The 13061-nt window shown below is 62.1% G+C and carries 13 protein-coding genes; 4 read left to right on the top strand and 9 right to left on the bottom strand.

The window, feature by feature from the left end:
- Positions 1-49: 49 nt before the first annotated feature.
- The gene (locus ACEN2R_RS13600) at positions 50-343 is read right to left on the bottom strand and encodes a DUF1330 domain-containing protein (protein ID WP_442043086.1); all 294 of its coding nucleotides are present in this window, start codon (positions 341-343) and stop codon (positions 50-52) included.
- Positions 344-354: 11 nt separating this feature from the next.
- Positions 355-1134 carry a 23S rRNA (adenine(2030)-N(6))-methyltransferase RlmJ gene (locus ACEN2R_RS13595; protein WP_442043084.1) on the bottom strand — a complete coding sequence of 260 codons (780 nt, stop codon included), beginning with the start codon at positions 1132-1134 and terminating at the stop codon, positions 355-357.
- Between the two features lie 148 nt (positions 1135-1282).
- On the opposite strand from ACEN2R_RS13595, the gene ACEN2R_RS13590 reads away from it, so the two are divergent.
- Entirely contained in the window at positions 1283-2548 is a 1266-nt protein-coding gene (locus ACEN2R_RS13590) for a SulP family inorganic anion transporter (RefSeq protein ID WP_442043082.1), read from the top strand.
- A gap of 4 nt (positions 2549-2552) precedes the next feature.
- On the opposite strand, the gene ACEN2R_RS13585 is transcribed toward ACEN2R_RS13590, so the two are convergent.
- The 3 genes from ACEN2R_RS13585 to ACEN2R_RS13575 all read right to left on the bottom strand — a co-directional run bounded on the left by ACEN2R_RS13585 (position 2553) and on the right by ACEN2R_RS13575 (position 5198).
- Positions 2553-4196 carry a CTP synthase gene (locus tag ACEN2R_RS13585; RefSeq protein ID WP_442043081.1) on the bottom strand — a complete coding sequence of 548 codons (1644 nt, stop codon included), beginning with the start codon at positions 4194-4196 and terminating at the stop codon, positions 2553-2555.
- Positions 4197-4360: 164 nt separating this feature from the next.
- The gene (secG, locus tag ACEN2R_RS13580; RefSeq protein ID WP_442043079.1) at positions 4361-4726 is read right to left on the bottom strand and encodes a preprotein translocase subunit SecG; all 366 of its coding nucleotides are present in this window, start codon (positions 4724-4726) and stop codon (positions 4361-4363) included.
- Between the two features lie 73 nt (positions 4727-4799).
- On the bottom strand, positions 4800-5198 hold the full coding sequence (locus ACEN2R_RS13575) for a DUF6524 family protein (RefSeq protein WP_442043077.1): 399 nt from the start codon (positions 5196-5198) through the stop codon (positions 4800-4802).
- 142 nt (positions 5199-5340) lie between these two features.
- On the opposite strand from ACEN2R_RS13575, the gene ACEN2R_RS13570 reads away from it, so the two are divergent.
- Complete coding sequence (locus tag ACEN2R_RS13570) at positions 5341-6633, top strand: adenylosuccinate synthase (protein ID WP_442043075.1); 1293 nt, start codon at positions 5341-5343, stop codon at positions 6631-6633.
- A 9-nt stretch (positions 6634-6642) separates the two neighbouring features.
- A complete protein-coding gene (locus tag ACEN2R_RS13565; protein ID WP_442043073.1) occupies positions 6643-6873 on the top strand; it encodes a DUF2842 domain-containing protein in 231 nt (76 codons plus the stop codon).
- Positions 6874-7007: 134 nt separating this feature from the next.
- Here ACEN2R_RS13565 and ACEN2R_RS13560 read toward each other — a convergent pair whose 3' ends face one another.
- Complete coding sequence (locus ACEN2R_RS13560) at positions 7008-9038, bottom strand: hypothetical protein (RefSeq protein WP_442043071.1); 2031 nt, start codon at positions 9036-9038, stop codon at positions 7008-7010.
- A gap of 227 nt (positions 9039-9265) precedes the next feature.
- On the opposite strand from ACEN2R_RS13560, the gene ACEN2R_RS13555 reads away from it, so the two are divergent.
- On the top strand, positions 9266-9937 hold the full coding sequence (locus tag ACEN2R_RS13555) for a thiamine diphosphokinase (RefSeq protein WP_442043069.1): 672 nt from the start codon (positions 9266-9268) through the stop codon (positions 9935-9937).
- Here ACEN2R_RS13555 and ACEN2R_RS13550 read toward each other — a convergent pair.
- From ACEN2R_RS13550 to ACEN2R_RS13540, 3 genes are all read right to left on the bottom strand, one after another.
- Positions 9906-10817, bottom strand: a complete 912-nt coding sequence (locus tag ACEN2R_RS13550; protein ID WP_442043067.1) for a DMT family transporter — start codon at positions 10815-10817, stop codon at positions 9906-9908. The genes ACEN2R_RS13555 and ACEN2R_RS13550 overlap by 32 nt on opposite strands.
- A gap of 67 nt (positions 10818-10884) precedes the next feature.
- A complete protein-coding gene (locus tag ACEN2R_RS13545) occupies positions 10885-12258 on the bottom strand; it encodes an L-serine ammonia-lyase (protein ID WP_442043065.1) in 1374 nt (457 codons plus the stop codon).
- Positions 12259-12963 carry a glutathione S-transferase family protein gene (locus ACEN2R_RS13540; RefSeq protein ID WP_442043063.1) on the bottom strand — a complete coding sequence of 235 codons (705 nt, stop codon included), beginning with the start codon at positions 12961-12963 and terminating at the stop codon, positions 12259-12261.
- Positions 12964-13061 lie beyond the last annotated feature (98 nt).

The raw sequence follows: 13061 nt of genomic DNA, 5'->3' as shown, positions 1-13061 counted from the left end.
GACGGTTCACGGCCTTCGCCGGTAAATATTTGCGGAGCAGGGGCGGGGATCAGTCGCCATACCCTTCGACAATCACCAGATCCGCGTCCGACACCGGATCGCGCAGCGCCTTCGCGGCCTTGTATTCGGGGCTGTCATAACAGGCCTGTGCCGTGGCCAGATCGGCGAATTCGATGACCACAGTGCGGGGCTTTGCCGCGCCTTCGTGCACCTGTTGCGCACCGGCCCGGATCAGGAATTTGGCACCGTATTTGGCAAACGGGGCTGCATTGGCGGCGCGGTATGTGTCGTAGACTGCCGCGTCGCGCACATCGACATGGGCGATCCAATAGGCTTTGGGCATCGGCAGTCCTTTCAGGCTTTGGCGAACATCTTGGTCAGGCGCTTTGCCTCATCCTGCATGCCGTAGGGGGCGTTGACAACGAACAAACCGCTTCCGGTCATGCGGTGGCCGTCGCGGGCGGGGCCGAATGTGACCTCGTGGCGAAAGCTGTCCTTCAGCTCCATGTTCTCCAGATCGGCGACCATCACACGGTGCGCACCAGAGGTCAGGATCGGATACCACAAGATAATCGTGCCCACATTCCACTTGCGGTGGATGGTCTGGATAAAGCGCGGCATCGCGTCGTAATCCGCCTTTACCTCGAAACTCGGGTCGATCAGCATCAGGCCACGGCGCGGCGTCGGCGGGCAGATGGCCTGCGCCATGGCGAACCCGTCGGTGTCGTGCACCTTGGCGGAATACATCGCCAGATTGCCGCGCAGTGCCGCGTTTTCCTGCGGGTGAAGCTCTGCCAACTGAAGGCTGTCGCCCGCCCGCAACGCCAAAGTCGCGATCAGGGGCGAGCCGGGATAGGCATCCGGCCCGAACACGGCGCGGGTTTCCGACAGCATCCGCAGATAGGGGTGATCCTTGGCGAACCAGCCCTCGGCGCGGTTGATCCCCTGCGCCGCCTCGCCTGTTTTCAACGCCTCTTCGGCGGTCAGATCATACAGGCCGCGCCCCGCGTGGGTTTCGATATAGGACAGCGGTTTGTCCTTTCGGGTCAGATAATCCAGAACCCACGCCAGCAGCGCGTGCTTGTGGACATCCGCCATGTTTCCGGCGTGATAGCTGTGTTGGTAGGAAAGCATGTTAACCCCTTTGCGTTGCCCTGACCTAGCCGGAATTCCGCAGCCATTGCAACGCACCATCCATGTTGCAGCGATTGCTATTCCGGAAAAAGGGGCAGAGGTTGCGGCCATGGCCGTCGGGTCACATCCATAAAGCGAGGCTGTTCGAATGTTGTTGCCAGAACTGGTTTCAAGCCTGAAATCCTATAACCGGGCGCTGTTTCGCGCCGATCTGATCGCGGGTGTCACCGTGGCAATGGTGGCGCTGCCGCTTAGTCTTGCCATTGCCATCGCCTCGGGGGCGACACCGGCGCAAGGTCTGGTGACGGCGATCGTCGGTGGTTTCATGATTTCGGCATTGGGCGGCAGCCGCGTGCAGATCGGCGGGCCGACGGGGGCGTTCATCGTTGTGATCTACGGGGTGATTGCCACACATGGATATGACGGGCTGGTGATTGCGACTTTCATGGCGGGGCTGATCCTGATCGCGGCCGGATACCTGCGGGTCGGCAACCTGATCGAATACGTGCCAGAGGCGGTCGTGAACGGCTTTACCATCGGCATCGCTGTGATCATCGCGGTGTCGCAGGTCAAGGACCTTTTGGGGTTGCAGATGGCCGCGGTGCCCGCCGATTTTCTGGAAAAGCTGCCCGCATTATGGGGGGCAAAAGACACCTTCAACCTGCCTGCGCTGGGGGTGGGCCTGTTGACCATGGTGCTGATCGTCACCTTTCGGCGCGCCGCACCCAAATTGCCGGGGTTGATCGTGGCGGTCGCCATCGGGTCGGCGCTGGTGGCGGCCGGGGCCCTGCAGGTCGATACCATCGCATCGCGGTTCGGGGCGCTGCCCGCCGGCCTGCCCGCGCCGCATCTGCCGGCACTGTCGCTGGACCGGATCACATCGCTGCTGCCGTCGGCCATTGTCATCGCCTTTCTGGCGGGGGTGGAATCGCTGTTGTCGGCCATGGTTGCGGACCGGATGATCGGGACAAGGCACCGCCCCAATGCAGAGGTGCTGGCGCAGGGCGTGGCCAATGTCGCATCGTCGGTCTTCGGGGGGATGCCCGTGACCGGCGCCATCGCACGCACCGCCACGAACATCCGCGCGGGCGGGAGGACGCCGGTTGCCGGGATCATCCATGCCGTGGTTATTCTGGGGTTCATGCTGGTCGCCGGGCCTGCGGTGGGGATGCTGGCGATGCCCGCGCTGGCGGGGCTGCTGATCCTGACCGCATGGAATATGAGCGAGCCGCACAAATGGGCGGGCTATCTGGCCGCGCCCACGCCGGACAAGATGTTGCTGTTGGTGACGCTTGTCTTGACGGTGCTGGTGGATCTGACGGTCGCCATCGGGGTCGGCGTGTCGATCGGCCTTGCGCTGCGGCTGCGCGCGCGCAAGGCGGTCCAGACCGATTGGACGCCGCCTGATCGGTGACGCGTCAGACCAGACGCGAGGTTTCCACAGCGGCGCGCACGAAATCGGCGAACAGCGGGTGCGGGGCAAAGGGTTTCGACTTCAGTTCGGGGTGATACTGAACGCCGATGAACCACGGGTGGTCCCTGATCTCGACGATCTCGGGCAGTTTGCCGTCGGGCGACATGCCGGAAAAGACCATGCCGCAGGCCTCCAGCTGCTCGCGGAACTTTGTGTCCACCTCATAGCGGTGGCGGTGGCGTTCCTCGATCGTGGTCGCGCCATAGATACCGGCAACCCGCGACCCTTCGGACAGTTTGGCGGTATAGGCCCCAAGGCGCATCGTGCCGCCCTTGTCATCGCCAACCTTGCGTTCGACCACATGGTTGCCCTGCACCCATTCCTTCAGGTGGTAAACAACGGGCGTAAAACGCTTTTTCCCGGATTCGTGGTCGAATTCCTCGGACCCTGCATCGGCCACATGCGCCAGATTGCGCGCAGCCTCGATCACGGCCATCTGCATACCAAGGCAGATCCCCAGATAGGGCACCTTGCGCTCTCGGGCGAATTGCGCCGCTTTGATCTTGCCCTCTGTTCCGCGCTCGCCAAAGCCGCCCGGCACCAGGATCGCATGATAGCCTTCAAGATGGGCAGCGGGATCTTCGCGGTCGAACAGCTCTGCGTCGACCCATTCCACCTTGACCCGCACGCGGTTTGCCATGCCGCCATGGGTCAGCGCCTCGGCGATGGATTTATAGGCGTCTTCCAACTGGGTGTATTTGCCGACGATGGCGATTTTGACCTCGCCTTCGGGGTTGAACACGCGGTCCGCCACGTCTTCCCAGACAGTCAGATCGGGGCGGGGCGCAGGGCTGATGGCAAAGGCATCCAGAACCGCCTGATCCAGCCCCTCGCGGTGATAGGCCAACGGCGCCTCGTAGATCGATTTAAGGTCATAGGCCGCAATGACGCTTTCCTTGCGGACGTTACAGAACAGCCCGATTTTCTCGCGCTCTTTCTCGGGGATCGGATGTTCTGACCGGCACACCAGAACGTCCGGCGCGATGCCGATGGACCGCAGTTCCTTGACCGAATGCTGCGTCGGTTTCGTTTTCAGCTCTCCTGAGGCAGCAAGATAGGGCAACAGGGTCAGGTGCATGAAAATGCACTGGCCACGGGGTTTGTCCTGAGCAAACTGGCGGATCGCCTCGAAAAAGGGCAGGCCCTCGATGTCGCCGACGGTGCCACCGATTTCGCACAGCATGAAATCAACCTCGTCTTCACCGACATGCAGGAAGTCTTTGATTTCATTGGTGACATGGGGGATCACCTGAATGGTCTTGCCCAGATAATCGCCGCGGCGTTCCTTTTCCAGAACGGTGGAATAGATCCGCCCGGACGACACGGAATCGGTTTTGCGGGCCGAGACACCCGTGAACCGCTCGTAGTGGCCAAGGTCCAGATCGGTTTCTGCGCCATCGTCGGTGACAAAGACTTCGCCATGCTCGAACGGGCTCATCGTGCCGGGATCGACGTTCAGGTAGGGGTCAAGTTTCCGCAGGCGGACCGAATAGCCGCGCGCCTGCAACAAGGCACCCAAAGCCGCCGATGCAAGGCCTTTGCCCAAAGACGACACAACCCCGCCCGTGATGAAAATATAGCGTGCCATGTGTCGGAAGCCCCCGTGAACTTTTGCATTTTTTGTTGATCGCGCCGATCCGTCAGAATCGATGTATCACGGGATTTAAGACATAGACTATTTGCGCTCTGCCCGCAACCAGACCGCAACATGATGTGAGCAAGACTGCCCTGCGGGCAAACTATAGTGTGATATCAGTTATCTGCACGCGGTGGCGTCAGGGGGGCATCGCCCGTTGTCGGGGGCAGCAGGTCTGTCCCCAGCGGTGCGACAGGCGCGGTCTGCTGAACCGGCGCAGGAATGCCCAGACGGTCGACAACCGATCCACCGGCAGAGTTCTTGGCCGCAACAACCGTCAGCGCGATGGATGTGCCGATAAAGGCGATGGCAAAGATCCAGGTCAGTTTCCCCAATGCCGTCGCCGCAGCGCGGCTGGACATCGCACCGCCACCGCCACCGCCGCCCATACCCAGGCCGCCGCCTTCGGAGCGCTGCAAAAGAACGACGCCGATCAGGCAGATCGCGAGGATCAGGTGGATGACGAGGATGACGTTTTCCATGAAAACCGGCCCTATTACTTGTGATGGGGTTATCTAGTCGGACAGCCGCCCGCCCGCAACCCCAAGATTGCGGCTATTCGTCGGTCTCGTCCACATCGAACTGTCCCGACATCGCGCGCCGCGCAAAACTCCAGGACAGACCGATGCCCAGAACGACCGACAGCGCCAGAAGTCCAAGCCAGACCTTCTGGTCGCGGTTCCCAAGCGCCAGAATGCCCCAGTCGATCAACACCCAGATCAGCGCACCCACCACGGCCGCCACAAGAAACATGCCCAATCCACCGATAGAGCGTAGCGTGGCGCGCAGGTAGATGATGTAGCCGATAAACAATATCAGCCCCGCAAGCACGGTCACCGACAGCTGGCTCTGGTAATTTTCCATCGCCCAGCGGGTATAATTCCAGCGCGTCGGGTTGAAAGTGACCGCCAAAAGAGCAAAGGCAAACAGCCATCGCAGGAAAAATCCGAACATCTTGTCTCCCGTTCTGCCCTGTTTTGCCTATGATTTGACGAAATCAGGGGCCTGTGTCCAGCCTTGCATCGAATTAGCTGTTTCATAGACGCCCGTCGGCGGCTATACGGGCCGCGGTTTTCCTGAACACTAGGATATAGAAATGGCCAACGTCGTTGTTGTGGGCGCCCAATGGGGTGACGAGGGAAAAGGCAAGATCGTTGACTGGCTCAGCGAACGCGCCGATGTGATTGCGCGCTTTCAGGGCGGTCACAATGCCGGTCACACGCTGGTGATTGCAGGCAAAGTCTACAAACTGTCGCTGCTGCCCTCTGGCATCGTGCGCGGCGGCAAGCTTTCGGTGATCGGCAACGGCGTTGTCCTTGATCCATGGCACTTGATCGAAGAGATCGCCAAGCTGCGCGGTCAGGGCGTCGAGATTTCGCCCGAGAACCTGATGATCGCCGAGAACGCGCCGCTGATCCTGCCGGTTCACGGCGAACTGGACCGCGCCCGCGAATCCCAGACCGACGTTGCAAAGATCGGCACCACAGGTCGCGGCATCGGCCCGGCCTACGAGGATAAAGTCGGTCGTCGCGCCATTCGCGTGGCCGATCTGGCAGATGATGCGACGCTGGAATTGCGCGTCGACCGCCTGCTGGTGCACCATGACGCGCTGCGCCGTGGTCTGGGGATGGACCCGATCGACCGCGACGAGCTGCTGGCCAAACTGCGGGACATCGCCCCCCAGGTCCTGCCCTACGCCGCCCCCGTGTGGAAGGTGCTGAACGAAAAGCGCCGTGCCGGCAAACGCATCCTGTTCGAAGGGGCGCAGGGCGCGCTCCTGGACATCGACTTCGGCACCTATCCCTTTGTCACATCCTCGAATGTGATCGCAGGGCAGGCCGCCACAGGCACCGGCATCGGGCCGGGCGCGATTGATTTCGTGCTGGGCATCGTCAAGGCCTATACGACCCGTGTCGGCGAAGGCCCGTTCCCCGCCGAATTGTTCGACGAGGACGGCCAGCGTCTGGGCGAACGCGGCCACGAATTCGGCACCGTCACAGGGCGCAAGCGGCGCTGCGGCTGGTTCGATGCAGTTCTGGTGCGCCAGACCTGCGCAACCTCCGGCGTGTCGGGCATCGCGCTGACCAAGCTGGACGTGCTGGACGGCTTCAAAGAGCTGAAGATCTGCACAGGCTACATGCTGGACGGCAAGGCGCTGGACTATCTTCCCACTGCGGCAGATCAGCAGGCGCGGGTGACTCCGGTCTACGAGACCATGCCAGGGTGGAGCGAAAGCACCGCAGGCGCGCGCAGCTGGGCCGAACTGCCCGCCGAGGCGATCAAATACGTGCGCCGCGTCGAAGAGTTGATCCAGTGCCCCGTCGCCCTTCTTTCCACCTCGCCGGAGCGGGACGACACCATTCTGGTGACCGACCCCTTCGCCGACTGACGACCCGCCATGGCCCTGTCATACAAAGCGCGCCGCCGCTGGTCGCTGGTGATCCTGCTGATCGGCTTGCCGGTCTACATCATCGTCGCGGTCAAGGCGGTCAGTCTGCTGGACCGCCCGTCTATTCTGGTGGAACTGCTGGTTTACGTCGGATTGGGCGTACTTTGGGCAATCCCGTTCAAAATGGTCTTTCGCGGCATCGGACAGGCCGACCCCGATGCCAAGGACAGCGCGGATTAAGGCCCCTGAATTCGAGTATTTAGAGAACAAAGTTGTTCATCTTCTCGGCGAAAATACTCGACTTCTCTTTCAAATACAAAAAAGGCGGGGCGATCATCTGGTGATCGTCCCGCCTTTTGCCGTTCATCTATAGCTTACTCGCCTGCGTAACGCGCCTCTGGCTTGAAGCGGGTCGATTTCGCGATGGTGAACTGTCCACGCTCCAGCTTCTGGATTTTGCCCTGACGCAGCAACATCCCGAACGACCGCAGCCCGGCCTCGCGGCTGAACCCGTCTTTCGCGCTATAGGTTGCCACTTTCTGCATGATCTGGGGCCGCGAGAAATGCGGACGCCCTTCAACGAAGGCCGCGTAGGCTGCTGCGGCTTCCAGCAGGTCGGGCAGTTCAGTTGCGCCAAGGCTTTCGGCGAACTCGGCAAAGCTGGCGCTGTCACGGAAGATGTTGGCGGTATCGCTTTCGTCGCGCTGCTCGCCGGCATCCTCCTGATCAAGATCCTCGTGGAAGGTGTTCTCGACCTTGCGCAGCACCACCGGGGTGGCTGCCACACGGCGCGGCCGCACCATGCCCGGCTGCTCTGGCTTGGCCTGATCGATGCGCTGTTCCGACACCAGAACCAGCGGGGCAGGCCGGTTGACGCCCGGTGTCGCCTTGCCGTCGCGTGTCGGATGGACGGCCTTGGCCAGATCCGCGCGGTAGGTCAGGCTTTCGTCTTTGTCGATGCCCGCGCCGCCCGTGACCTTGCGGTCGGCGACCGTTGCCGCGACGGCAGCACGCAGATGCGCGATGGCAGAGCGGCGGGTCTTGCTTTCGGGATTGTCCAGCTTGGTGTTGGTTTCATCCAGAATTCGTTTGACCGAGTCTTCCTTGCCTGTGTCCACGCGGGCCAGAACGGCGCGGCCTTCGCGGTCCACGCGACGGGTCGTTTCGGCTTCGCGTTCCACCTCGGCCAGTTCCTGCATCAGGTCTGCTTCGGCTTCGGCTGAAAGGCCGGTGTCGTCCAGCGGTTCGGTTTTTTCAGGCAGCGGCGCTGTCTCGTCGATCAGATCGGCAAGCCCGCGTCCGCCCGTGGCGACGGCTTTTTCATAGTCGGCCCGTTTGACCTTGATCACGCGCGATCGTGCGCGTTGCGCCGCAGGGGCCGGGGCAGGCATCTCTTCCGAAAACTCTGGACCCTCGTCTTGTGCGACGTTGCTTTCGGTGACTTCGGTGGTTTCCACAACGTTGGTTTCGATGTTCAGGTCTGCTTCGGCAACCAATGCGGCGACCCCTGAAAAGTCCTCGTCCTCGACGTCGGCAGGTTCTTCTATCGCAGTCTCTTCATCTTCGTCCGAGGCGTCGACCATAAAGGTGCCGATATCGAAGTCTGCCTCGTCGTAGTCCTGCGCCGCCAAAGGCTCGGCAACCGGCTCTTCGACAGGCTGGGGTGCGGCTTCAGCCATGTCTTCAGCCACGTCGGCCAAATCCTCGGCCTCGTCGGGCGTTCCGGTGACCGCTGCAAGCGACAGGTCCTCGGCGTGTTCGTCTTCGGAATAGGCGGCTGGCGCGATTTTGGCGGCGGTGTCGGCCTTGGCCACAACGGCGCGGATGCGCTGAAGCTTTGCCGCGACCGATTCCGTATCGGAAATCACTTTGGTATAAACCGGTGCCGGGGCAACAGGGGCGGGCTCGATGTCTTCGGCGAACTCTTCGCCTGACAAAAGGCCCGCGATGTCAAGATCATCGACAGTCTCGTCCGGGTCTGCGGGGGCCTGTGTGCCTTCGGCAACATCGGCGGCCAGCTCCATCGAGGGCGTTGTCGCGGCCTCGGGCGTCTCATCAATGATCGCGTCATCAAACACCGCATCATCAAAGGAGGCCGAGTCGAAATCATATTCGTCCGCAGTTGCCGCTGTCACAGGCTCTGTCACCGGACCGGTATCGGCCAGCGCTTGCGCCGCAGTATACGTCGGCTCTGCCACAGGCGCAGGCGCTGCGGCGGCTCTGGGCTGCATTTCGACGCGGGGTCGCAAAACGACTCCGTTGTCCTGTATCTTTGCTTCTACCCGTTTCTGGATTTCTTTTTCCGCAATCCGGGCCAGCATATCTGCATCCGGCGTCGGAGGTTCCGCGCCAAAATAGCGGTCATCTGCCGCCAAGTCCCGAAAATACTCCGCGATGGCTTTCATCGTGGAAAAAGAATCGTCGAAACCCTCAAGTGTGCAAGAGAAGGTTCCGTAAGAAACGGTTAGGATTTTACTCGCACCCACCATCGGTAGCTCGCTTTCTGCCCAACCCAGCAAGGGAATGTTTACCATACACAGGTTCTGGAAAATGAACAAAACTGGTATTTTAAACGTATTATTTCGTGTTCGGATTGTGGCTTGTTTCCAAAAACAGGGGTAATGATGTGACGATGACGCCGATTGTTCAAACAAATGATGCTGTAACGCTGGTCGGTGGAGGGCACACTTCACCCGAAGTCATTGATATCGCGTTGTATCTTGCCCCGATTCTGGTGGCTGCCGACAGCGGCGCGGATACGGCGCTGGCGGCGGGGCACTTGCCTGTTGCCGTCATCGGGGACCTTGACAGTATATCGGACAAGGCGCGTGCCGCGCTACCCCCGTCTTGTTTGCACCTTATTTCCGAGCAGGACAGCACGGATTTCGACAAATGTCTGCGCAACATTAAGGCACCGCTGATTCTGGGTGTCGGGTTTCTGGGCGGGCGGCTGGACCATGAACTGGCGACGCTGAATGTTCTGGTGCGGCGTGCGGGGCGTCCGGTGATTCTGATTGGCGCAAGCGAGATCTGCTTTCACTGCCCGCCAGATCTGGCGCTGACCCTGCCTGTGGGGGCAACCGTGTCGCTGTTTCCGCTGTCGGACCTGACCGCGCACTCCTCTGGCCTGCGCTGGCCGCTGGACGGCATCGGTTTCGCGCCATGGGGCCGCAGCGGCACCTCGAACGAGACAAGCGCGCCGCATGTCCGGATATCGGTGTCGGGGGCGGGAATGCTGGTGATCCTGTCGCGCGACCACCTGAACGAGGCGATCAGGGCGCTTCTGCCGCCAACTGCCGACTGAGGCCTCTTTCCCGAACGACAATATAAAGCCCCGCGCAGATCGTAATGGCGATGCCGACTGCCGCCAGCCCGTTGGGCAGGTCGTGGAACACCACCCAGCCGATCAGCGTGGCAAAGGGGATTTCAAGATATTGCATCGGCGCAAGCGTGGCCGAGGGGGCAAACCGCAACGACCATGTCATCAACAGATGCGCGGTCGTGCCAAGGGCACCTAGAACCAGCAACAATATGGTGTCGCCTGTGTCGGGCATCACCGGGTCCAGCAGGGGCTGACCGGTGCCATCGGCCAGCCACAGGACCGGCACCAACAGCACGCAGGCCATGCCCCCGCTGATCGCCTGAAGCGTGATAGGGTCCGTTTCCTTTGCAATCAGCCGTGTGACCAGCATGAACAGCGCAAACACCACCGCGACCAGCACCGGCAAAAGTGCCGCCAGCCCGACTGAGGCAAAGCTGGGCTGGATCACCAGAAGCGTGCCAATGAACCCCACCGCGCAGGCGGTCAGGCGGCGCGTGCCGATTTCCTCGTTCAGCACATAGCGGCCCAGCAGCAGCATGATGAAGGGCATCACAAAGGCGATGGCGATCGCGTCAGCCAAAGGCAGGAACCGCAGCGACAGGAACATTGCCGAAATGCCTGTGATGTGCAGCCCGGTGCGCAGCGTGGTCAGAACCAGCACCCGGCGGGTCATTCGCATGGTGCGGCGCGTCAGCACGACGACCGGCATCAGGAACAACGCCTGAAGCGCGAAACGCGCGGTTACCAAAACCCCCACCGGCACGGTGTCGCCCAGCAGTTTGGCAATGCCGTCGCCCATCGGGGCCAGCACGCAAAAGCCAAGCATGAAAAGGATACCCACAAGCGGGCGGTCGCCGGTCATGGCGCCACGCTAGCCAGTGGCGCGCATGGCGGCAACCGTGGAATTCGAGTATTTCTGGAACAAAGTATCAGCAATTTGGCACATTGACGGCCAGCCCGCCCAGGCTGGTTTCCTTGTATTTTTCGGACATATCGACGCCGGTCTGGCGCATGGTCTCGATGCAGACATCAAGGCTGACCAGATGCATGCCGTCGCCGCGCAGCGACAACGAGGCCGCGCTGACCGCCTTGATCGCGCCCAGCCCGTTGCGTTCGATGCAGGGCACCTGCACCAGCCCCTTGACCGGGTCGCAGGTCATGCCAAGGTGATGCTCCAGCGCGATTTCGGCGGCGTTTTCCACCTGTTCCGGTGTTCCGCCCATCACGGCGCATAGCCCTGCGGCGGCCATCGCGGCGGCGCTGCCCACTTCGGCCTGACAACCACATTCCGCCCCCGAGATCGAGGCGTTGTGCTTTACCAGCCCGCCCACGGCGGCGGCGGTCAGCAGAAAATCCCCGATACGCGAAGGTGCGGCCCCGGGCACATGGTCCAGCCAATAGCGGATCGTGGCGGGGATCACGCCGGCAGCGCCGTTGGTGGGGGCCGTTACAACCTGCCCGCCAGCGGCGTTTTCCTCGTTTACCGCCATGGCGTAGGTGCTCATCCAGTCGTTGATCGTGTGCGGCGCGGTCATGTTCAGGCCCTGCTCTGCCTTCAGCTGGGCGTGGATGTTCGGCGCGCGGCGGCGCACGTTCAGCCCGCCGGGCAGAATGCCGCCCGTGGCCAGCCCGCGATCTATGCAGTCGTTCATCACCTGCCAGATCCGGCTGATCCCGGCGTCCAGTGCCGCAGGGCTGATCCGGGACAGTTCGTTCTCGCGTTTCATCCGGGCAATGGTTTTGCCGCTGGATGCGGCCATCTCCAGCATCTCTGCCGCCGATTTGAACGGGTAGGGCACCGGCGCACCGTCATCGGTGTTCTTGCCTGCGGCCAGCTCTGCCTGTGTCATCACAAAGCCGCCGCCGATGGAATAGTAGGTCTCTTGCAGAATCACGTCGCCCTGGGGATCGGTCGCCATCAGGATCATTCCGTTCGCATGGCCGGGCAGGGGTGGGCCGTAGTCGAACGCCAGATCAGTGGCGGGATCAAAGCGCAGCGGCGGCAGGCCTTCGGGGGTCAGCCTGCGGGTCTTGCGGTTCAGGATCAGGGCGGCGTCAGCGAGTGCGGCGTCATAGGTGGAGGGGGCAAAACCCGCCAGCCCCAGAATCGTGGCGCGGTCTGTCGCGTGTCCGACGCCGGTGAAGGCCAGGCTGCCGTGCAGCGACGCGCGGACGCCGGCGAACTGGAACGGCGAGGCACGCATCCGGTCAAGGAACCGCGCGGCGGCGACCATAGGGCCCATGGTGTGCGACGACGAAGGGCCGATGCCGACCTTGAACATGTCAAATACGCTGAGGAACATTCAGGTGGCCGATCCTTGTGGTGGGGTGGCATAGACGGGGCGGGTGAATGGCGTTGCCCCCAGTCCTTCGGCAATGATTGCACGGCGAACCGGGGCGCGCGTCTCTGTCCGCGCCGCAAGGGCGCGCAAATGCGGCGTATCGGACAACCTGAACCAGTCGGTTTCGCCCTTGGGATAGAGCGCGATCCAGCGCAGGCAGACGGAAATGTAGAAGTCGAGCACCCCCGCGTCGCGGCCACCCAGCCAGGCGGGGCGGGTGGCGGCAACGGCGTCGAGGGTCTGAAGATGGCCGCGCAGGTTCTGCTGTAGGCGGGTGCGCAGCCGGCTCTGGTCGTCTGCATCGGGGCCAATGTAGTTTTCCGGATAGAACAGCATTCTAAGCGTTGCATGCAGGGTGTTCGATGTGAAGAACAGCCATTTCAGGGCGTCGCCACGTGCGGCTGACTCCGGCGGCGGGAACAGGGCGTGATGGCGGTCGGCAAGCCAGAGGCAGATCGCCGCCGTCTCGAATATCGGGCCGTCGGGGGTTTCCAGCACGGGGATCAGCCCGTTCGGATTCAACGCCAGATAGGATGCGTTGCGCTGGCCCTGCGCGCGGCGGTCCACCAGCGTCGTCTCGAAAGGTTGGCCCAGTTCGTCCAGCACAAGGCGGACGATCAGAGAGGCGTTGTCGGGCGCGTAATGCAGGCGGTAGGTCGGAGTCATCCCCGCAACCTGGTCCCTGGATACCGGATTTGCCAGATGGAAAGCGACCATTCGGCGCTGAAACCCGCAATTCAGGTGCATTGCCCCCTCGCGCCCCG

This window comes from Pseudogemmobacter sp. W21_MBD1_M6 (assembly GCF_052119585.1).
Lineage (GTDB): Bacteria > Pseudomonadota > Alphaproteobacteria > Rhodobacterales > Rhodobacteraceae > JBGQOJ01.
This window is presented reverse-complemented; position numbering and strand designations above follow the sequence as displayed.